This is a genomic window from Vibrio coralliilyticus ATCC BAA-450, assembly GCF_000176135.1.
Classification (GTDB): Bacteria; Pseudomonadota; Gammaproteobacteria; order Enterobacterales; family Vibrionaceae; genus Vibrio; species Vibrio coralliilyticus.
The window spans coordinates 194,212-215,463 of record NZ_ACZN01000013.1 but is presented as its reverse complement, the minus strand read 5'-3'; the positions used below and the strand labels follow the sequence as shown (position 1 = coordinate 215,463).

General features: G+C 46.2%; 17 protein-coding genes. 11 read left to right on the top strand and 6 right to left on the bottom strand.

What is annotated here, in order from left to right:
- Nucleotides 1-106: 106 nt before the first annotated feature.
- From ftsH to rimI, 5 genes are all read left to right on the top strand, one after another.
- Entirely contained in the window at nt 107-2,059 is a 1,953-nt protein-coding gene (ftsH, locus tag VIC_RS04360; protein WP_006958069.1) for an ATP-dependent zinc metalloprotease FtsH, read from the top strand.
- Nucleotides 2,060-2,110: 51 nt separating this feature from the next.
- Nucleotides 2,111-2,941 (top strand): dihydropteroate synthase, encoded by an 831-nt coding sequence (gene folP, locus VIC_RS04355; RefSeq protein WP_006958068.1) that lies wholly within the window; start codon nt 2,111-2,113, stop codon nt 2,939-2,941.
- 26 nt (nt 2,942-2,967) lie between these two features.
- Nucleotides 2,968-4,308, top strand: a complete 1,341-nt coding sequence (gene glmM, locus VIC_RS04350; protein WP_006958067.1) for a phosphoglucosamine mutase — start codon at nt 2,968-2,970, stop codon at nt 4,306-4,308.
- 86 nt (nt 4,309-4,394) lie between these two features.
- Nucleotides 4,395-4,793 carry a DNA polymerase III subunit psi gene (locus tag VIC_RS04345; RefSeq protein WP_006958066.1) on the top strand — a complete coding sequence of 133 codons (399 nt, stop codon included), beginning with the start codon at nt 4,395-4,397 and terminating at the stop codon, nt 4,791-4,793.
- Nucleotide 4,794: 1 nt separating this feature from the next.
- The gene (gene rimI, locus VIC_RS04340) at nt 4,795-5,235 is read left to right on the top strand and encodes a ribosomal protein S18-alanine N-acetyltransferase (RefSeq protein ID WP_039951269.1); all 441 of its coding nucleotides are present in this window, start codon (nt 4,795-4,797) and stop codon (nt 5,233-5,235) included.
- Nucleotide 5,236: 1 nt separating this feature from the next.
- Here rimI and VIC_RS04335 read toward each other — a convergent pair whose 3' ends face one another.
- Nucleotides 5,237-7,288, bottom strand: a complete 2,052-nt coding sequence (locus tag VIC_RS04335) for a putative bifunctional diguanylate cyclase/phosphodiesterase (protein ID WP_038163411.1) — start codon at nt 7,286-7,288, stop codon at nt 5,237-5,239.
- A gap of 222 nt (nt 7,289-7,510) precedes the next feature.
- Between VIC_RS04335 and prfC the strand changes: the two genes are divergently transcribed.
- On the top strand, nt 7,511-9,100 hold the full coding sequence (gene prfC, locus VIC_RS04330) for a peptide chain release factor 3 (RefSeq protein ID WP_006958063.1): 1,590 nt from the start codon (nt 7,511-7,513) through the stop codon (nt 9,098-9,100).
- Between the two features lie 170 nt (nt 9,101-9,270).
- Here prfC and srmB read toward each other — a convergent pair whose 3' ends face one another.
- Together srmB and VIC_RS04320 are read right to left on the bottom strand one after the other, a co-directional pair.
- Entirely contained in the window at nt 9,271-10,503 is a 1,233-nt protein-coding gene (gene srmB, locus VIC_RS04325) for an ATP-dependent RNA helicase SrmB (protein WP_006958062.1), read from the bottom strand.
- A 90-nt stretch (nt 10,504-10,593) separates the two neighbouring features.
- Nucleotides 10,594-11,313: a tRNA1(Val) (adenine(37)-N6)-methyltransferase gene (locus VIC_RS04320; RefSeq protein WP_006958061.1), complete on the bottom strand. Its 720-nt coding sequence runs from the start codon at nt 11,311-11,313 to the stop codon at nt 10,594-10,596.
- A gap of 305 nt (nt 11,314-11,618) precedes the next feature.
- On the opposite strand from VIC_RS04320, the gene brnQ reads away from it, so the two are divergent.
- The 3 genes from brnQ (at nt 11,619) to lysS (ending at nt 15,760) form a co-directional block, all read left to right on the top strand.
- On the top strand, nt 11,619-12,932 hold the full coding sequence (brnQ, locus tag VIC_RS04315) for a branched-chain amino acid transport system II carrier protein (RefSeq protein WP_006958060.1): 1,314 nt from the start codon (nt 11,619-11,621) through the stop codon (nt 12,930-12,932).
- 161 nt (nt 12,933-13,093) lie between these two features.
- A protein-coding gene (prfB, locus tag VIC_RS04310) for a peptide chain release factor 2 (protein WP_152472314.1) occupies nt 13,094-14,192 on the top strand; the annotation gives its coding sequence in 2 pieces (ribosomal slippage) (nt 13,094-13,168 and nt 13,170-14,192; 1,098 coding nt in all).
- 50 nt (nt 14,193-14,242) lie between these two features.
- Nucleotides 14,243-15,760: a lysine--tRNA ligase gene (gene lysS / locus VIC_RS04305; protein WP_006958058.1), complete on the top strand. Its 1,518-nt coding sequence runs from the start codon at nt 14,243-14,245 to the stop codon at nt 15,758-15,760.
- A 70-nt stretch (nt 15,761-15,830) separates the two neighbouring features.
- Here the strand turns inward: lysS and VIC_RS04300 are convergent, their stop codons facing one another.
- The 3 genes from VIC_RS04300 to VIC_RS04290 form a co-directional block, all read right to left on the bottom strand.
- Nucleotides 15,831-16,709, bottom strand: a complete 879-nt coding sequence (locus VIC_RS04300; protein ID WP_006958057.1) for a U32 family peptidase — start codon at nt 16,707-16,709, stop codon at nt 15,831-15,833.
- Nucleotides 16,710-16,729: 20 nt separating this feature from the next.
- A complete protein-coding gene (gene ubiU / locus VIC_RS04295) occupies nt 16,730-17,743 on the bottom strand; it encodes a ubiquinone anaerobic biosynthesis protein UbiU (RefSeq protein WP_006958056.1) in 1,014 nt (337 codons plus the stop codon).
- Nucleotides 17,744-17,870: 127 nt separating this feature from the next.
- Nucleotides 17,871-19,910 carry a sensor domain-containing protein gene (locus VIC_RS04290; protein WP_039951267.1) on the bottom strand — a complete coding sequence of 680 codons (2,040 nt, stop codon included), beginning with the start codon at nt 19,908-19,910 and terminating at the stop codon, nt 17,871-17,873.
- 198 nt (nt 19,911-20,108) lie between these two features.
- On the opposite strand from VIC_RS04290, the gene ubiT reads away from it, so the two are divergent.
- Together ubiT and VIC_RS04280 are read left to right on the top strand one after the other, a co-directional pair.
- Nucleotides 20,109-20,636, top strand: a complete 528-nt coding sequence (ubiT, locus tag VIC_RS04285) for a ubiquinone anaerobic biosynthesis accessory factor UbiT (protein ID WP_039951266.1) — start codon at nt 20,109-20,111, stop codon at nt 20,634-20,636.
- On the top strand, nt 20,620-21,123 hold the full coding sequence (locus VIC_RS04280; protein WP_006958053.1) for a GNAT family N-acetyltransferase: 504 nt from the start codon (nt 20,620-20,622) through the stop codon (nt 21,121-21,123). The genes ubiT and VIC_RS04280 overlap by 17 nt, the downstream gene beginning before the upstream one ends.
- Nucleotides 21,124-21,252 lie beyond the last annotated feature (129 nt).

The window sequence follows — 21,252 nt, the reverse complement described above, 5'->3', positions numbered from 1 at the left end:
TATTTGCTCAATCGAGCAGCAGTTAACACTGTAGCTACAGTCAAAAAACTGTAGTACCCTACCTTTAATTACAATTAGTTATCGCGAGGCTGACACCTTGAGTGACATGGCAAAAAATTTAATTCTGTGGCTTGTAATCGCTGTAGTCTTGATGTCGGTTTTCCAGAGCTTCGGCCCTGGAGAAAGTAACGGCAGAGCGGTTGATTACACCACGTTTGTACAGGAAGTTGGCCAAGGCCAGATTCAGGAAGCAACATTTAAGGGCGAGGAAATTACTTTCACTCGTCGTGGCGGTGGCTCGCGTTATGTTACTTACATGCCGGTCTATGACCAGAAATTACTGGATGACATGATCAACCAGAATGTGAAAGTGCAAGGTACTCCGCCAGAAGAGCAGAGCTTACTAGGTACTATCTTCATTTCTTGGTTCCCAATGATCTTACTGATTGGTGTATGGATTTTCTTCATGCGTCAAATGCAAGGCGGCGGCGGTAAAGGCGCTATGTCTTTCGGTAAGAGCAAAGCTCGTATGATGAGCGAAGAACAAATCAAAACCACATTCGGTGATGTTGCTGGGTGTGATGAAGCAAAAGAAGACGTAAAAGAACTGGTTGATTACCTGCGTGATCCAAGCCGCTTCCAGAAACTGGGCGGTAAAATCCCGACTGGTGTTCTGATGGTTGGTCCTCCTGGTACTGGTAAAACACTGCTTGCTAAAGCGATAGCTGGTGAAGCGAAGGTACCCTTCTTTACTATTTCAGGTTCTGACTTCGTTGAAATGTTCGTTGGTGTGGGGGCATCTCGTGTCCGTGACATGTTCGAGCAAGCAAAGAAAGCCGCACCATGTATTATCTTTATCGATGAAATTGATGCAGTAGGTCGTCAACGTGGTGCAGGTGTAGGTGGTGGTCACGATGAGCGTGAGCAAACACTGAACCAAATGCTCGTTGAGATGGATGGCTTCGAAGGTAACGAAGGCATCATCGTGATTGCGGCAACTAACCGCCCAGACGTTCTTGATCCAGCGCTACTTCGTCCTGGTCGTTTTGACCGTCAGGTTGTGGTTGGTCTACCAGACGTTCGTGGTCGTGAGCAGATTCTTAAAGTTCATATGCGTAAAGTGCCACTAGCCGGTGATGTAGAACCATCTCTAATTGCTCGTGGTACACCAGGCTTCTCTGGTGCTGACCTAGCTAACCTAGTAAACGAGGCGGCATTGTTTGCTGCACGTGGTAACAAGCGCAACGTTTCTATGGTTGAGTTTGAATTGGCCAAAGACAAGATCATGATGGGTGCAGAGCGTCGTTCTATGGTGATGTCTGAAGAGACTAAAGAGTCAACGGCTTACCATGAAGCGGGTCACGCGATTGTTGGTCGTCTGGTTCCTGAGCATGATCCGGTTTACAAAGTTTCTATCATTCCACGCGGTCGTGCGTTGGGTGTGACGATGTACTTGCCAGAGCAAGACCGTGTGAGCATGTCGCGTCAGCATCTCGAGTCTATGGTCTCGAGCCTGTACGGCGGCCGTCTTGCTGAAGAGCTTATCTACGGCGCAGACAAAGTATCAACTGGTGCATCTAACGATATTGAGCGAGCAACTGATATTGCGCGTAAGATGGTGACTCAATGGGGCTTCTCAGAGAAACTAGGGCCACTTCTTTATGCAGAAGAAGAAGGTGAAGTATTCTTGGGCCGTAGCGTAACTCAGACTAAACACATGTCTGACGATACCGCCAAGCTGATTGATGACGAAGTACGTAAGATCATTGACCGCAACTACGCGCGTGCAAAACAGATCCTTGAAGATAACATGGATATCATGCACGCAATGAAAGATGCGTTGATGAAGTATGAGACCATCGATGCAGGTCAAATTGATGACCTGATGGATCGCAAGTCGGATATTCGTGAGCCAGCGGGTTGGGGTGATAACTCCGACAGCAAGCCGGAAGCTAAGGCAGAGCAACCAGAAGCGAAAGCTGAGCCTGTGAAAGAAGAATCCGCTTCTTCTTCTGAGTCTACAGAAGAGCAGACGACAGAAAAGAAAGATTCTGAATAACGTAAACCAATAAAATAAACCCCGAGGAAACTCGGGGTTTTTGTATTTTTTATGATTATTACAGCAAATAATAAATCCCTCGACTTATCAACGCCTCAAGTTATGGGTATTCTCAACGTCACGCCTGACTCGTTCTCTGATGGTGGAAAATACAATTCACTAGAGAATGCGATGATTCAGGCAGAAAAGATGATTAACGCAGGCGTTAGTATTATCGACATCGGCGGCGAGTCGACTCGCCCTGGTGCACCTGATGTGGCTTTGGAAGAAGAACTTAGTCGGGTGATCCCGGTGATCAAAGCCATTCGTGAACGCTTTGACGTATGGATTTCAATTGATACCAGCAAAGCAGAAGTCATGCGTCAGGCTGTTAAAGCAGGGGCGGACATTATTAATGATGTTCGGGCACTGCAAGAGCCAGGTGCGCTTGAGGTTGCTGCAGAATCGGGGTTACCGGTGTGTCTGATGCACATGCAAGGACAGCCAAGAACCATGCAGGCAAATCCTCATTACGACGATTTACTTAAAGAAGTTGGTGAATTCCTGCAAGAAAGAGTACAAGCATGTGAAGCCAAAGGGATGAAAAAAAGTCAATTGATCCTTGATCCGGGTTTTGGTTTTGGAAAAACGCTTGAACACAACTATCACATGTTGGCTCACCTTGAGCAATTTCATCAATTTGGCTTACCGCTTCTGGCTGGTATGTCTCGTAAATCGATGTTGTTTAAGTTGCTGGATAAAGCGCCTGCCGAGTGTGTTGCTGCCAGTGTCAGCTGCGCGACAATTGCTGCAATGAAAGGTGCTCAGATCATCCGAGTTCATGACTTTGAACAAACGCTTGATGCTGTAAAGATTGTCTCTATGGTGCAAAGTAACCACTGAGAAATAGATTATAAAAAGGAATAATTATGTCTGATAAAAGACGTTATTTTGGTACCGACGGTGTACGAGGAAAAGTGGGTCAATACCCAATTACACCTGATTTTGTACTTAAGCTTGGTTGGGCAGCAGGACGTGTTCTGGCAAAGCAGGGCACCAAAAAAGTAATTATCGGTAAAGATACCCGTATTTCTGGCTACATGCTGGAATCTGCACTTGAGGCAGGCCTTGCTGCCGCAGGCTTGAAAGCTACCTTTACTGGTCCAATGCCAACGCCAGCAGTGGCTTATCTGACCCAAACATTCCGCGCAGAAGCTGGTATCGTAATTTCGGCGTCTCATAACCCTTACTACGACAACGGCATTAAATTCTTTTCTTCGGAAGGTACTAAACTTCCTGACGATATCGAGCTAGCGATCGAAGCGGAACTTGATAAAGACATTGAATGTGTCGAGTCTTCATTGTTGGGTAAAGCCAGTCGTCTTGATGATGCTGCTGGTCGTTACATTGAGTTTTGTAAAAGCACATACCCTTCTGAGTTGAGCCTTGCTGGAATGAAAATTGTGGTCGACTGTGCGCATGGTGCGACTTACCACATTGCTCCAGCTGTCTTTAGCGAGCTAGGCGCGGATGTCATTGCTATGGGTATTGAACCTAATGGCACGAATATTAACCATGAAGTAGGTGCAACGGACGTTAAAGTGCTACAACAACGAGTAGTGGAAGAGCAAGCTCATCTTGGTCTGGCATTCGATGGTGATGGTGACCGCATCATTATGGTTGATCACCTTGGTAATAAAGTCGATGGCGATCAGATTGCTTACATCATCGCTCGTGATGCCTTGCGTCGCGGTGAACTGAAAGGTGGTGTTGTTGGAACTCTGATGACGAACCTAGGTATGGAAAATGGCCTCAAACAATTAGGTATTCCATTTGTTCGTGCAGCGGTAGGTGATCGTTATGTGATGGAGCAGCTGCTTGAAAAAGGCTGGAAGATCGGTGCGGAAAATTCAGGCCATGTGATCTTACTTGATAAGGTGACTACCGGAGATGCCATTGTGGCAGCGCTGCAAGTACTGGCTTCAGTGGTTGGCAGTGACATGTCCCTGAATGAACTTTCTCAAGGTATGACGTTATACCCTCAAGTTCTTGAGAATGTCCGTTTTTCTGGTGATTCTAATCCACTAGAAGCTGAAGCGGTAAAAGCCTCTGTTGTTGCGGTTGAAGCTGAACTTGGTGATAAAGGTCGAGTGCTGTTACGTAAATCAGGCACTGAACCGCTTATCCGTGTCATGGTGGAAGGTGAAGACGCTGAGCTAGTAAAATCATCAGCATTAAAAATTGCAGACGCAGTGAAAGCTAGCTTCTAAGGCTTTTCATTTCGTTTAGTCATATAATAGCTGTGCCTGCTTGTGATAGCATGGCACCGTTTTTTTCTTCTAGCAATTTGCCAATTATGTCGACTCGAGAGCTTACATACTTACACGAAATGGGGATTCAAGCCTATGAGCTGACTCACCCAGAGAGATTGCAAGGCTACCGTGCTGAAGGTATTCGTTTGCCTGATGACTGCAAAATGCTCTTGGTTTCGCCTCAAAAGCCGGTAGGTGTGACTGCGACTTTGTTTGTGAACATCTTAAAAACGATCAATTTGACGTTAGATCAAACTCGCTATTTAGCCCCTGAACATCTGGTTTTACTCAGTGCTACTAAGGTTGACTGGATCTGGTTCGCAGGCAGTGAAGTACAGATGGATCTTGGTATCAAAACGCTTCAATCTCCAAGCCTAAGTGAAATTGATGGCAACCAGCAACTCAAACGAGCGCTTTGGCAGCAAATCCAAGCTTTAAAATAGTATGACATTACTTCCTCTAATAAATGCTCACCTAGATTCGGTATATTCAATAGAAACTCAGGCTCATACCCACCCCTGGTCAGAAACGATGATTCGCGACGTGACAAGCAGAGGGGCGTGTCATCATGTGTTGATGGATGGCGATAAGGTGGTTGGTTACTTTTATGCTCAGAATATAATGGGTGAGGTGACTCTTCTGAACATCGCCGTTGATCCTGCCCAGCAAGGCAAAGGATATGGCAAACAACTTATTGAGTCATTTTTGACTATATGCGAGCAAGTAAAAGCGGAAAGCGCGTGGTTAGAAGTGAGGGAAAGTAATACTCGCGCGGCTAACTTGTATGAGGCGGCAGGCTTTAATGAGGTTGATCGCCGCGTTAACTACTACCCAACGGCGACTGGAAAAGAAGATGCCATTATTATGAGCTACATATTCTTCTAGATTATTTCTGTACCGCTTTGATGGTAGGAGACCCTTCTACCGGATAGAAATTCGCTTCAAAACGTGAAATCAATTCGGAAGCAGGCAAAGGTTTGTCGAACAGATAGCCTTGGAACTGATCACAACCGAGTTGTTTGAGCGTATTCAATTCGTTGGCATCTTCCACACCCTCCGCGATTACTTCCAGATTGAGCCGTTGTGCGGTCATGATAATAGTATCGACGATCGCTTGGTCACTCTCATCCAAATGAAGTTGGGTGACAAATGAGCGGTCAATTTTAAGCACATCGACTGCCAGGTGTTTTAGATACCTAAGTGAAGAGTACCCAGTACCAAAGTCATCGATCGATATTTTGAGGTTGTGCTGCTTAAGCTCACTCATTCTCTGAATTGCACTTTCTACGTTTTCTAAAAGTAAATTCTCAGTGATCTCCAGTTCAATGTGTTCTCCATCAATGTCTGCCTGAGCGAGGACATCATGAATGTGTTCAACGAAGCTGTTCTGCGAGAATTGCAGCGGGCTGATGTTGATGGCCAAACGGCGGAAGGTATCAGGAAGCACGCCTTGTTTGCGCCAGCGTGAATATTGGTAGCAGGCCTGTTCGATGATCCAGTTACCAATTTGTAAGATCTGTCCGGTTTCTTCAGCAATTGGCATAAACACGCCGGGAGGCAAAACGCCTTTCTCTGGATGGTTCCAGCGGATCAACGCTTCAACGCCAACGATTTGTTGTGCGCCATTAACCTGAGGCTGGTAATAGAGCTCCAATTGACCTTTATTGAGTGCTTCATGTAAGCCTTTCTCTATTTCTAGGAAAGACTCAACCTGCGCCTGCATTTCAGGTTCATAAAACATGTATTTGTTTCTGCCTGCCACCTTGGCGCGATACAACGCCGTATCCGCCTGACGCAGTACATCAATGTTGGTGCTGTTCACGGATGGGAATATCGAGATACCAACACTGGTTGTGCAGTACAGTAAGTGATCATCAATGGAGTAAGGGTTAGAAATCAAAGCAAGAAGCTGCTGAGCGGTCTCATGAGCTTTATCCGCAGAGATCGAAGGCATCAAGATGGCAAACTCATCGCCGCCGATGCGAGCGGCTGTGTAGTCATCAATGAGCCACGCCTCAATGCGTTTAGAAATCGCTTTTATCAGGTGGTCGCCAATCGTGTGACCCAACGAATCGTTAATCGTTTTGAAACGGTCTAAATCGAGGTAGAAAAGCACACCAGATGTATTGGTCTTGTTGGCATTATCGATCGCTTCTTCGAGCATTTGCAGCAGTAAACTACGGTTGGCTAAGCCTGTGAGCGAATCGTAATAAGCCAATTGATTCAGTTTTGCTTCTGCCGCTTCTCTGTCTTTCCATAAATTATGGAATGTTTTCGCCAAGTGTCCGAGTTCATCATCTCGATACAGATTCGGCATTGGAACTTCGGCTTTTTTATCTTGCAGTGAACGAACCCAGTCGATCAACGTCACCAGTGGCTTCGAGAGCTTCTGGTAGAAGAACAACAATAAGATCGTCGTCAGCAAGATATTCCGGAACAGATCAAACAGCAGTATCTGACTGGTCTTGGCGATAAAGTCCTTGGCGATATTGGCGCCATTGACCGAGAAACTCAGTGTCCCGACGACAACATGCGAATTGGGTTGATGTAATTCGGTTTTATAGACAGGAGTGGTTGGAGTCAGGTAGCGCGACAGAGCCTCCGTAAACGAACTTTCAAGCGACACACCTCTCTCCCGTTCGGTTAGGGTGTCTCCAAAGTCATCAACGATCGAAACCTGATAGATAGCCCCATCCATCATCAGGCTCGATGCGACCTGCTCAGCGAGTAGCTGATTCAGGTGATAGGCTGCCTGACTGGCATTGGAATAATTTTGTAGCAACTTAAATTGGTAGTGTTCTTCAATCCGCTTTTGCTCCTGATGAAGATCCACCAAAATTTGATACAAGCTGAAAATTATTCCTAGTATCACGGATACTAAAAAAACGGTTTTCGCTTGTCGGAATGCTAATGAATTTATTTTCTTGCTCGCAGGCATAATTTTATATGGTTCCTTCTACTCCTTTAGTTATAGCCCAAATTTATTGATATTTTAATTTGTATCTTGTTTGGATGTGAATTGTTGAGGTTTTATTTGCCTTTGTTGCTCCAAAGAGCAATATAAGGGAGAATACCGCGCAAAACCGAATCAATCTGCCAGCTTATATGTCATGACCAATTTTGGCTACAATCTGGCGTTCATACCGAAGAAGATCCTTTGATGTCAAATACAGCATTTATGGGCGAAGTTTCTAAGCGCAGAACGTTCGCTATCATCTCGCACCCGGATGCGGGTAAGACCACCATTACTGAAAAAGTATTACTTTTTGGACGCGCTATTCAAACCGCAGGTACAGTAAAAGGTCGTGGCTCTGCGCAGCACGCAAAATCTGACTGGATGGAAATGGAAAAAGAGCGTGGTATCTCGGTAACGACCTCGGTGATGCAGTTTCCATACAACGAGTGCCTAGTTAACCTGTTGGATACACCAGGACACGAAGACTTCTCGGAAGATACTTATCGTACCCTAACCGCGGTTGACTCTTGCCTTATGGTCATTGATGCCGCGAAAGGTGTTGAGGATCGTACACGTAAGCTGATGGAAGTTACCCGTCTGCGTGATACGCCAATTGTCACTTTCATGAACAAACTTGACCGTGATATCCGTGATCCAATGGAGCTATTGGACGAGGTTGAAAGTGAGCTAAACATTTCGTGCGCGCCGATTACTTGGCCTATCGGTTGTGGTAAAGAGTTTAAAGGTGTGTACCACATCCATCGCGATGAAACGATTCTTTACTCGACAGGTCAAGGCCACACCATTCAGGATAAGCTGGTAGTTAAGGGGCTAGATAACCCTGAGCTTGATGAGGCTGTTGGCGCTGAGCTAGCGGAGCAGCTACGCGAAGAGTTAGAGCTTGTGATTGGTGCATGCCCTGAGTTTGATCAGGAGTTGTTCCTTGCTGGTGAACTGACGCCAGTATACTTTGGTACCGCACTGGGTAACTTTGGTGTTGACCATATGCTGGATGGTTTAACGGAATGGGCGCCTGCGCCAATGCCGCGTCAAGCGAATGAGCGTGAAGTGGAAGCGAACGAAGAGAAATTCTCTGGCTTCGTATTTAAGATTCAGGCCAACATGGATCCAAAACACCGTGACCGTATTGCTTTCATGCGTATTGTATCTGGTACCTACACACAGGGTATGAAGATGAACCACGTGCGCCTTGGTAAGCAGATCAATATCTCTGATGCGGTAACCTTTATGGCTGGTGACCGCTCTCGTGCTGAAAATGCCTACGCGGGCGATATTATTGGCTTGCACAACCACGGTACCATCCAGATTGGTGACACCTTTACTCAAGGTGAAGCGCTGAAATTCGCAGGTATTCCAAACTTTGCGCCTGAGCTATTCCGTCGTATCCGTCTCAGAGATCCATTGAAGCAAAAGCAGTTGCTTAAAGGTCTGGTGCAGCTGTCTGAGGAAGGGGCTGTACAGGTATTCCGTCCACTACAAAACAATGACCTGATTGTTGGTGCGGTCGGTGTGCTTCAGTTTGACGTCGTTGTTGCGCGTTTAAAAGCTGAGTACAACGTGGAAGCGATTTATGAGAGCGTTAACGTTGCAACCGCACGTTGGGTTGAGTGTGAAGATGGTAAGAAACTGGATGAGTTCCAGCGTAAGAACCAAACCAACCTCGCCCTAGATGGTGGTGATAACCTGACGTACATTGCGCCAACTATGGTGAACTTAAATTTGGCGAAAGAGCGTTTCCCAGATGTTGAGTTCCGAGCGACTCGCGAACACTAATTTTCGTCGTCTTGTTCTAACGCCAAAGGACTTCACAGCTCTGATTACTCAATACCGCCTTTATCTAAGGCGGTATTTTTGCTTTTAGCAATGAAGATGCTCTTTTAGCCGATTGAAACTAAAAAGGGTTGATGCTCTCACATCAACCCTTTCAAATTGCTAGCTTGTTACTACTTTTTCTTCTTCGCGACTTTCTTTTTGCCTTTAGAAGTAGTTTTTTTCTTGTCGTCTTTTTTCTTCTTCTTAAACACTGGCTTTTTGTGTTTCGGACGAAGCTCTTTAATAAAGCGCTCTTTGATCTCTTCTTTTACATAGCGAGCTACGCGATCCATCATGGTTTGGTCATGGGCTTCAACTAAAGAGATCGCATTACCTTTTTTACCTGCGCGAGCGGTACGGCCGATACGGTGGAGGTACACGTCTGCACTGCGTGGCATGTCGTAGTTAATGACATGGCTGACATCTGGCAAGTCGATACCACGGGCTGCGACGTCTGTTGCCAGAAGTACGTTTACGGTACCGTCACGAAAACGCGCAATGGCATTATTACGACGATCTTGCGGCATTTCGCCCTGAATCCAAGCACACGGAATTTGCGCTTTTTCCAGTTCAACGCGCAGCTCAGCTAATCGTTCACGAGTTTTCAGGAATACAATAGAACGTTCAGCTTGGTCGTTGATGATCGTTTTCAATAGCGCCAGCTTATGCGCCATATCATCGGCACGGTGATACCACTGGGCAATTTTCTTGCGCTCGCGGCGAGATGGCTCAGCGTCGATCTCCGCAGGTTCTTTAAGCAGATCTGCGGTAAATCCTTCCACGCCTTTGCCTTCTAGCGTTGCAGAGAAGAGCAAGGTTTGTTTACGCCAGCGGCATTCAGAAGAAAGGCGATCAACTGTCGGGCCAAAGCCCATGTCGAGCATGCGATCCGCTTCATCAAGGATCAGCCATTCAATGGCACGGCAGTCAAAACGTTCCGCTTCGATGTATTCCATCAAACGACCAGGCGTTGCAACAACGATATCTTGTGTCTTAGCGAGAATATCGGCGTGTTCTTGATACTGCACACCACCAGTGATGGTGAAGATGTTCAGATTAGTGTTTTTTGCGAGAGCACGAGCTTGATCGGCGACTTGCATTGCCAACTCGCGAGTAGGAGTCAGGATCAGTACACGAGCAGGTCCCGGCTTACGACGCGGGAAGTCCTGCAAGTATTGTAGAGCTGGCAGAACAAAAGCAGCGGTTTTGCCTGTACCAGTTGGCGCAGAAGCGAGAATGTCCCTGCCGTCCAAAGCTTGTGGAATTGCTTCGGCCTGGATCTGGGTTGGGCGGGTATAACCCATTTCTTCGATTGCAACGAGCAGGTTTTCATCTAGCTCTAGTTCAGCAAAATTTTTGATCACTCTGGTGTCTCCACAAGCTGGTAAGTGAGAACGATAAATTTAAGGGGACGTATTATAGAGGGTTCGGTGATAAGGATCACACCTTAATTTCTACATCTTTAAATAAAACGCTTTAGTTAATGCGACGAACTCATCGCTGTAGCCATTATCCTTTTGAATTATCAACTTTTCTATCTTGGTGTTTGATGCGTGTTGGCTAAGCTGAATCAGCAAGCGGCTAACGGGTTTCTTGTCTGTTGGCTGTACTTCACATAAACCAGCTAGGTGCCAACCAAGTGTTTCTGCCAAGGAAATAAACATACGCCCTTCTGCTTCAGGAAGAACAAACCAAGCTTGGCCGTCAGTGCTCAGTAACTTAAAACAGCGTTCAAGCAAAGCTTCATGGCTCAAGGTTAAGGTATGCCTTGCGGTAGCTCGTTGCTGATTTTGAGCGTGCTCCCCTGAATTGAAATAAGGTGGATTACACACAATAGCGTCATAGCTTGTTTCGAATGGAAAGCTGAGTACGTCGCCTTCCAGTAGTGACAGCCGGGAAGACCAAGGAGAAGAGGTGAAGTTTTCTTTCGAGGCCTGCAACGCGTGCTGATCAATGTCGATCGCGTCGATGACACAGTCAGGGTTTCGCTGTGCACACATTAGAGCTAACAACCCCGTGCCTGTTCCAATATCTAAAAGAGTATTCGCTTGTTTAATGTCGCACCACGCACCGAGTAAGACGCCATCGGTGCTGACAGGCATACCCGAGTAACCACCAGCAATTTTAAACTGCTTGAATGAAAAGTCTTTTGTCTTGGATTGGATGTTTTTCATTTTATTCTGTACGTGGTTATTAATTGAGTGATTAAGTCTGTTGTTTGATCTTTGTATGGTCTTTTGTTCTATTTATGTTGCATTTGTTTGATTTATTGATCCGGATATTAAACTGATTAATTCTATTGTTATAGTTGATATCACTGGTTTTTGATTGAAAATATAAATTTATATGGTGTTTTTTGCCCTAGGGTTGCGGTTGGGTGTGTGTTTCGTCATTATTCGCCTCCAAATTTATAGATTGGGTAGCCAACTCGGACTGCTCAGCATGCACAACATCAATCAAAATAATTAAAGGGTCTCTTGTGAATCAGACTTTAAAATTAACAGATATTATCGCGGTAGGCTTTATGCTTTTCGCTTTCTTCTTAGGTGCGGGTAACATTATTTTCCCACCACTAGCAGGACAGCTTGCAGGTGAGAATCTTGTACCTGCGATGACAGGTTTTCTTCTAACGGCGGTAGGCCTCCCTCTTATTACTATCGTTGCTATCGCCGTTGCCGGTGGTTCTTGGGATCATCTCACCAAAGATTTGCCTAAACGTGTGGCGATGACCATAGCGGTACTGATCTTTATCATTATCGGTCCTGCATTTGCCGCGCCGCGCACAGGTTTAGTGGCTTACGAAATGGCGGTGAAGCCGTTTTTTGTTGATGCGGCTCAATCGCACCTGACGATTTTTTCAATCTTGTTCTTTGCTGTGGCCATGTCTTTTGCTTGGTCACAAGGCAAGCTGATTGATGTGATCGGTAAAGTACTGACTCCAGTACTTTTCTTAGGCTTGATTGTGCTTGCTGTCGCTGTATTTATCGACCCTCAAGGTGAAATGATCGCAGCACAAGGTGAATACCTGACACACCCACTGCAAAAAGGTTTCCTTGAAGGTTATAACACCATGGATACCTTTGCCTCGCTGATGTTCGGTGGGCTTATCGTCGATGCACTTCGTCAAAAAGGCATTTCTGATCAAAAAGCGACCGCAAAATACCTGATCAGAGCCGCATGTGTTGCTGCTGCTGGTTTGGCTTTCGTTTACGTCTCTCTATTCTACCTAGGTGCAACTAGTGCGGCAGTGGCTGCTGGCGCAGACAATGGTGGTGTGATTCTTAGCGTGTACGTTCAATCTCTGTTCGGCCCGTATGGTCAAATTGTATTGTCAGTGATTGTGCTTCTTGCGTGTTTAACGACGGCTATCGGTATTATCTCAGCGTGTTCTGATTACTTTAGCTCACTGACTCCAGTGTCTTACAAAACTTGGGTTGTTGTTAACGGTGTGGCGTGTGCCGTGGTCGCGAATGTTGGTCTTTCTCAACTGATTGCTTTGTCTGTTCCTGTGCTATTCGCGCTATACCCAGTGGCTATCGCTTTGGTTGCACTGACATTTATTCGCAAGATGCTACCAAACCCACAAGTGGCTTACCGTGTTGTTATCCTTGTGTCACTGCTGTTTGCTCTGATTGATGCAGCAAAAGTAGCGGGTGTGGATGTGTCTGCGCTGAATATGCTACCGCTGTTCGATATTGGCATGGGTTGGTTGCTACCAACAATTGCTGCCATGATCTGCATGTTTTTCATTGGAAAATCAGCTCAATCGGAGCTAGCAGAAGAAGCGGCTTAAGCTGAAACGCTCAATAGATAAAAATCCCCTGTCATGCCTCGTGTGACAGGGGATTTTTCGTTGAATCGTCGGCAGGTTGCAGTGCAAAAAATTCCTGTATCTTCGTCACACTTTTCAGTACAATTCTTCGGTTAAATTCTACTCATAAATGTTGAGCAAACATGTTTGAAATCAATCCTATTAAAAACCGCCTTAAGGACGTGTCTGAGCGCACTAATGTCCTGAGGGGGTACCTTTGACTATGACGATAAGCAAGAGCGTCTAGAAGAAGTCAACGCAGAACTAGAACAACCGGATGTGTGGAACGAACCTGAGCGTGCGCAAGCGCTAGGCAAAGAGCGTTCTGCCCTAGAAGCGGTTGTGGAAACGATTGACCAACTTGAGCAAGGTGTGGAAGACGTTGATGGTCTTCTAGAGCTTGCGGTTGAAGAAGAAGATCAAGAAACCTTCGATGAAATTGAGCCAGAGCTTGCTGAGCTTGAAGCTAAGCTAGAAAAGCTCGAATTCCGTCGTATGTTCTCTGGCGACCATGATGCATCTGACTGCTACATTGATCTGCAGTCAGGCTCTGGTGGTACAGAAGCACAAGACTGGACATCGATGATGCTACGCATGTACTTACGTTGGGCTGAAGCAAAAGGCTTTAAGACGGAAGTGATCGAAGTCTCTGAAGGTGAAGTTGCTGGTCTTAAAGGTGCAACGGTTAAGATCTCCGGTGAGTACGCTTATGGTTGGCTACGTACGGAAACAGGTGTTCATCGCTTGGTTCGTAAATCGCCATTCGATTCAAGTGGCCGTCGTCATACATCGTTTGCTTCTGCGTTTATCTACCCAGAGATTGATGACAACATCGACATCGACATTAATCCTTCTGATCTGCGTATTGACGTATACCGTGCATCTGGTGCGGGTGGTCAGCACGTTAACACCACGGAATCGGCGGTACGTATTACGCACGTTCCAACCAACACTGTGGTTCAGTGTCAGAATGATCGTTCTCAGCATAAGAACAAAGATCAGGCGATGAAACAGCTTCGTGCGAAGCTATTTGAATTAGAGATTCAAAAGCAAAATGCAGAGAAGCAAGCCAATGAAGACGCTAAGTCGGACATCGGGTGGGGTAGCCAGATTCGTTCATATGTACTGGATGACTCACGCATCAAAGATCTGCGTACTAGCGTTGAAAACCGCAACACTCAAGCGGTTCTTGACGGCGACCTAGACAAATTTATCGAAGCTAGCCTGAAATCAGGCCTGTAAGCTTTTCACCGAAAAACTATTTTCATAAAGAAAGACAGGATACATCAAAAATGACTGATGCTGTTCAAAACGACAATGTACAAGAAGAGAATAAGCTGATTGCTGAGCGCCGCGCTAAACTGGATCATATCCGTCAGAGTTGCAAAGCAAATGGCCACCCAAATGACTTCCGTCGTGAGCACCTAGCTGGCGATCTTCAAGCGGAATTCGGTGAAAAGACGAAAGAAGAGCTAGAAGAGCTAAACCATGTTGTGGCTATCGCGGGCCGTGTTATGGCTAAGCGTGGTCCTTTCCTAGCGATTCAAGAAACCTCTGGCCGTATCCAAGCATACGCTGCAAAAGATGTTCAAAAAGAGCTGAAAGAGAAGTACCAAGGCCTAGATATCGGTGACATCATCGGTGTGAAAGGTGCGCTTCACAAGTCAGGTAAAGGCGACCTTTACGTGAATATGGAGTCTTACGAGCTGCTAACGAAAGCACTTCGTCCACTTCCAGAGAAATTCCACGGTCTAACTGACCAAGAGATGCGTTACCGTCAGCGTTACGTTGACCTGATTGTCAACCAAGACTCGCGTGAAGCGTTCATCATCCGTTCTAAGCTGGTATCGGCAATCCGTAACTTCATGAGCTCAAAAGGCTACCTAGAAGTGGAAACGCCAATGATGCACGTGATCCCAGGTGGTGCAACGGCTCGCCCATTCATCACTCACCATAACGCACTAGACATCGATATGTACCTACGTGTTGCTCCAGAGCTTTATCTGAAGCGTCTAGTAGTCGGTGGTTTTGATCGCGTATTCGAGATCAACCGTAACTTCCGTAACGAAGGTCTTTCTCCTCGTCACAACCCAGAATTCACTATGATGGAATTCTACCAAGCGTACTCTGACTACAAAGACCTAATGGATCTGACTGAAGAGATGCTAAGCACAGTTGCGATGGACGTTCTTGGTTCAACGTCTATGCCTTACGGTGACGAGACGGTTGAATTTGGTGGTAAGTACGCTCGCATGAGCATGTTTGAAGCAATCAAGCACTACAACCCAGAGCACGCTGAGATCCAAGCGCTAACAGAACAAGACCTTACTAACCGTGACAAGATGGTTGCTATCGCAAAATCGGTACACGTGGAAGTAGAAACGTTCTGGACATGCGGTCAGCTTCTAGAAGAGATCTTTGGTGAGACTGCTGAACCTCAACTAATCCAACCAACGTTCATCACTGGTTACCCAGCGGATATTTCTCCTCTTGCTCGTCGCAGCGATGACAACCCATTCTTCACAGACCGCTTCGAGTTCTTCATCGGTGGCCGTGAAGTGGCGAATGGCTTCTCAGAGCTTAACGACGCAGAAGACCAAGACGCGCGCTTTAAAGCTCAGGTTGATGCGAAAGACGCTGGTGATGACGAAGCTATGTACTACGATGCGGACTATATCACAGCACTTGAGCACGGCTTACCGCCAACGGCAGGTCAAGGTATCGGTATCGATCGTCTAGCGATGCTGTTTACTAACACGCACACAATCCGTGACGTGATTCTGTTCCCAGCGATGCGTCCACAAGCTTAATTGCTAGTGTAAAAACAGCGAAAAGGCCGATATCACTGAGGTGATATCGACCTTTTTTATGACGTAAAGATCAGAGGTTTTTTACTTCCAGCCCTGCGAGTTGATGCCAGTAACCGTTACATTGATGGCTATCAATTTTCATCGGGCTTTGCCCAGATTCGTTAGCCCGAAAATGGTTTAACTCTGAGAGGGTCTCGATGCCAAGTGGGCTGAGGCGAACGACATCGACCAGTTCTTTCATATTTGGTAAATCATTGATCAGGTTGTAGCAATATCCTGATTGAGTCTGAATGCCGTTGAGGTTAAACACTTGCTGACCTTCCTGACTGCTGACCTTTATGCCTGTTGGGTATTTGATACAGCAAGTTTCGCAATCGTCTTTAGCTCGATTTTCTGCACGTGCGGTGAAGCAGCGAGCAGAGTAGGCCAGTGGCAAATAGCCGTGACTGAATACCTCGACTTCAAATTTACCTTTAATACCAATTTCATCACATTGGTTAAGTACATTACCTAACCATTCTCTAGATAGCTCGACTGGCATACACCAACGCGTCATACCCTGTTTAAGAAATAATTTCAGCGTGTGTGCGTTGTAGGTATTCACCGCAGGGCCGACGACAAACGGAACCTTGTGTTCAGAGGCTAGCTGAATGGCAGAGACATCGTTGGCTTCGATAGCGAATTCGCCATTATCAATGTACTTCTTCATGATGTTGACTTCACTAGGCGCTTCAAGCAGCGCCATGGTAGACAGAACCACTTGCTTGCCAGATCGGTTGAGCGATCTAGCAATATCCATCCAATGTGCAGGTTTCATTTCTCGGCGTTTGGAACAAACGCTCTCGCCAAGATAAATGATGTCGGCGGAGCTGGATGCAGCCTGCAGATAAAACTCTTCAACATCTTGCTTAGGCCAGAAGTAAAGCAGGGGACCAAGGGCATATTTCATCGTGTTTTCCTTTCTATACTTTACTGCCATTTACGGTGGTAAGCACCTAGGGTTGTCTGAGTACCTTCTGAGACGTTAGCCAGCGCAGCATCCCAGGCCGCTTCAACTTGATAAGCTTCAGGATTGGCTAAATAGCGGTCGATAGCTGCACGCCAGGTACGGGTCACTTGCTCGACATAGGCGGGGCTTCGTTGACGGCCTTCGATTTTTACAGAAGCTACATTCGCAGCAAACAAGTCTGGCAACATAGAGAGTGTGTTGAGGCTGGTGGGCTCTTCCAATGCATGGTAAGCCTGAGTATGCTGGTCTAACTCTGCCGTGAATCGGCCCTTACATAAAGTGGGGTAGCCGGCGTTTTCTCCGTCACTGTAGCGATCAATCAGAATGTTATTGAGCCGAGATTCCAGCCCTTTGTCTGTCTCCTGCCAACGAACAAATTTTGCAGGCGAGCAGGCGCCAACGGTATTGGGAGACTCGCCCGTCATATATGAAGAAAGGTAACAGCGGCCCTCAGACATAATGCACAAGCTGCCGAAGGCGAACACTTCCAGGTCAACATCTTGCGGGATGTTGCGTGACAGTTGTTTGACCTGATGGATAGACAGCACACGCGGCAGCACCACACGCTTAACATTGAAATTTCGTTTATAGAAGTCGATCGCTGCGACATTGGTCGCCGATGCTTGAACCGACAAATGCAGTTCGAGCTCAGGGTATTTGTTGGCGGCGTAATCCAGTACGGCGATATCAGCGATAATTAACGCATCAATGCCACTTTGGGCGGCGCGATCGACGGCGTCAGTCCAGCGTTCAAACCCATCCGGATGAGCGAAGGTATTCAACGCGACGTGAATTTTTTTCTTATGGTCATGGACGTACTGAACCGCTTTGTCCAGTTTTTTACCAGTGAAGTTAAGACCTGCGAAATGGCGCGCATTGGTATCGTCTTTGAAGCCGATATACACAGCGTCAGCACCGCAGTCGATGGCTGTTTTGAGGGCAGGTAAGTTACCTGCAGGGCAGAGGAGTTCCATTGCGCCTTCCAATCTGTCTTTGCGAAAAATTGCTCCGCATTTTATGAAGGAATATGAACGGCAAGTTTGATGTAAGGCAGGTTTAGGTAAGTTTCTGAGTCAAATACTCATTTAGAGTGAGTTGAGATCAGTTTTTATGGCGACGATGCTGAGCGAAGAGCTCTTCGACTTCTTGCTTTGGTTGCGGACGATAGAAATGGAAACCCTGAATCGAATTACAATTGAGGTTAGAGAGCAGAGTAGCTTGTTGCTGGGTTTCGACCCCTTCTGCAACAACCGTTAGGTTAAGCGATTTCCCCAGATTAATGATGTTTTCGATTACCGTTACCTGTTTTGGTAGCGTATCGATGTCATTGATAAACGCGCGGTCAATTTTAAGCTCATCTATTGGGAAGCGGGCAAGATACGAAAGTGATGAGTAACCGGTACCAAAGTCGTCAATCGATAAAGCAAAGCCAAGCTTTTTAATGGCGTTGAGCATTTGTAAGGTGTGCTCACTGTCGCTCATCACGGCGCTTTCGGTCAGCTCAAACGTGATGCAGTTAGGATCAAGCTCTGTAGTACGCAGTAGCTTCTCCATATAATCGATCAGTTTTGGATTGCCAAATTGTTCTGGCGAAAGGTTGATCGCGACGCGTCCCGGCAGAATACCTTGAAGTTTCCAGCGTTTAACCGTGCTGAATACTTCTCGCATAACGACTCGACCCAGATGTTCAATTAAACCTGCTCGTTCGGCGACAGGGATAAAAGCGCCCGGGCTAATGTAACCTTCCACAGGGTGCTTCCAGCGGATAAGGGCTTCGGCGCCATTAATGCTGAAATCACGAGCGTTGACCTTAGGCTGGTACCAGACTTCCAAGCCATTCTGTTGTAAGGCTTTTTGCAGCTCAATTTCCAGCCATAAACGCATACGCGCTTCTTTGTTCATCTGATCATTGAACTTAATCAGGCGATTACGACCTCGGTCTTTGGCTTCGTACATCGCGGTGTCGGCATTTTGCAGCAGAATCCGTGCGTCGTTGCCATCTCCCGGATACGTCACACTGCCGATAGAGCACGCTAAGCGTTTGCTGAAATGGTGCAGATCAAATGGCTGGTTAATGAGTGAGATGATGCGCTCAGCAAGAATCTCCGCCATTCGATTGTTTTCTGGTTCCGGCAATATCAGGCCAAATTCATCGCCTCCTAAATGCCCTACTACCGCATGTTGCGGTAAAAGACGCTTAAGACGAGATGACACTTCTTTAATCACTTTATCACCAATATGGTGACCTAAAGAGTCGTTGATGTTCTTGAAATTATCGATATCGAGGTAGAGCAGTAACAGTGGTGTTTCATTGTGAATGAACTGCTCTAGACGTTTGGTAAAACCAAAACGATTGTAGAGGCCAGTTAAAGAATCAATGTGTGCATCTTCTAACGGCTTGTTACTCAAGTGTTTTGGAGTTTCATCGGCATCTTGAATCAGCACCAATTGAGTATTGCAGCCCAGTACCATCGCGTCATCAGCGTGGAGCTGAACACGGCGCTCGAAGCCACATCTTGGGCCAGTCAGACAGGTCAAAGGTGCTTTCGCCAGTGAACTGCTGAGCGATTTACTGAAAACTGTCTTGGTTTTCTCATCGACAAATAGGCGGGAAAGTTCTTCACCTAACAAATCACTGTTATCTTCAAAACCGAGCAAACGCACTGCCGCAGGGTTGGCAGATATGATGCAATCCTCTTCGACCAGTAGCAGGCCATCAGGCAACAAAGTGGTGAGTGTTGAGAACTTACCTTCTGATTCTTCTAAAGAACGAACCAGAATATGTTTTTCTGATGTGTCGACCGCATGAAAGGCAACGTATTCAATTTTTTTGTCGATTTCGATGGGGGCTAAGCTGAAATGCAGACTGGTTTCGAGGTCAATTTCGTTCAGCGTGATTTCTGCTTCGAGGGATTCTCCGTTGAAGGCACGCTCATAGTAGGGCTTGAGTTGGTTATAGAAATGCTTACCTAAGGTTTGCGTATCGCTCATACCGATCAGTTCTTGGTTGGATAGGCCTGCGATATCGCAATAGCGACCATTAACCATGGCATAGTTATGCTGGCTATCCAAAATGGCGAAAAAAAACGGGCTGTTCGCCGTTATCTTCGTGAACCAATGCTGTAGTTGTTGCGAAAGCATCAAGGGTATTACCGACTCTCCAAAGAGCAATACGAGTCACAGAGCTGTGAATAGAAGCGATACCAATAACTATAACTGTGATTGCCGCTAGATTAAAGGGCTAGCGGTATCAGACTAATTTTTTGATACACAACAGGAATCGCTCCATCATCATCCATTATGATGAGTATCCTATTTACAAAGTAACGGATAACGCTCGTGATTAACAAGATTCGCACCCAGCTAGTTGAAAATGCCGCATCAATTTTGCGATCTCCAGTCCACTTATTACCTAAAAGTGTACAAAAAAAAGTCTTATTAGAGGGGCTAAAAAGCGTTTTTAGAGAGTCTCTTGAGGATGGTGATTTTGAATTTCTAGAAGGTAAGTGGCTGAAAATTGAGATAAAAGATATGCAGCTAAGTTGGTATGTTAGTTACCAAGATAGCCAGTTGATGGTTGCGGATTCAGCCGTTAAAGAAGACGTTGCTTTTCGAGGCAATCTCAATGATCTGGTTTTGATTGCTGGGCGAAAAGAAGATCCTGATACTTTGTTCTTCCAGCGCCGCTTGTCTATAGAAGGAGATACGGAGCTGGGGTTAGAGATAAAGAACCTGATGGACAGTGTCGATTTAGAGCAGCTGCCGAAACCGTTGCAAACACTATTAAATGAACTAGCCGATTTTGTGCAGAAAGGGTTACAATCGCCACTCGCACAAAGTGAGGTTATCAATGCTTATTCGAACTGAAGCTCCGGCTGACATTCTTGCCGTCGACAGGCTACTGAAGTCTGCTTTTGAAACAGAAACTGAAGCAGATTTAGTGATGAGGCTAAGAGAGAACGGACGTAGAACCTTATCATTGGTTGCCTGTAATGATGAAGGAGAATTGGTTGGGCACGTCATGTTCAGTCCGGTTACATTAAATGGTGAAGACTTAAACTGGCAGTGCTTGGCTCCACTCGCCATAAAAGCAGACTACCGCCGACAAGGTTTGGCGGCAGAGTTAGTTAAAGAGGGGCTGGAATCGCTAAAAGAGTTTGGCTACCCAGCTTGTGTGGTACTGGGTGAACCTGAGTATTATTCTCGCTTTGGCTTTGAAGCGAGTGAAAAGTACAGCTTTTGTTGTCAGTGGGAAGCGTCTGCTGGTGCATTTCAAGTGTTAGCACTGGCAGAGAATGAGTTTACCGATCGCAGTGGCCGAATTGAATTCAGCCCTGAGTTTTCAGCGTTTTAGACAAAATGTACTGGCAAGTAAAAAGAAAAGTATGACTTTTGTCCTTTTTTTGACCGCTTAGCCATCAAGTCGTCTTTTTTTGAAAAATTCTACTTGTCAGCGTAATAACCTTTCGCTAGTATTGCTCGG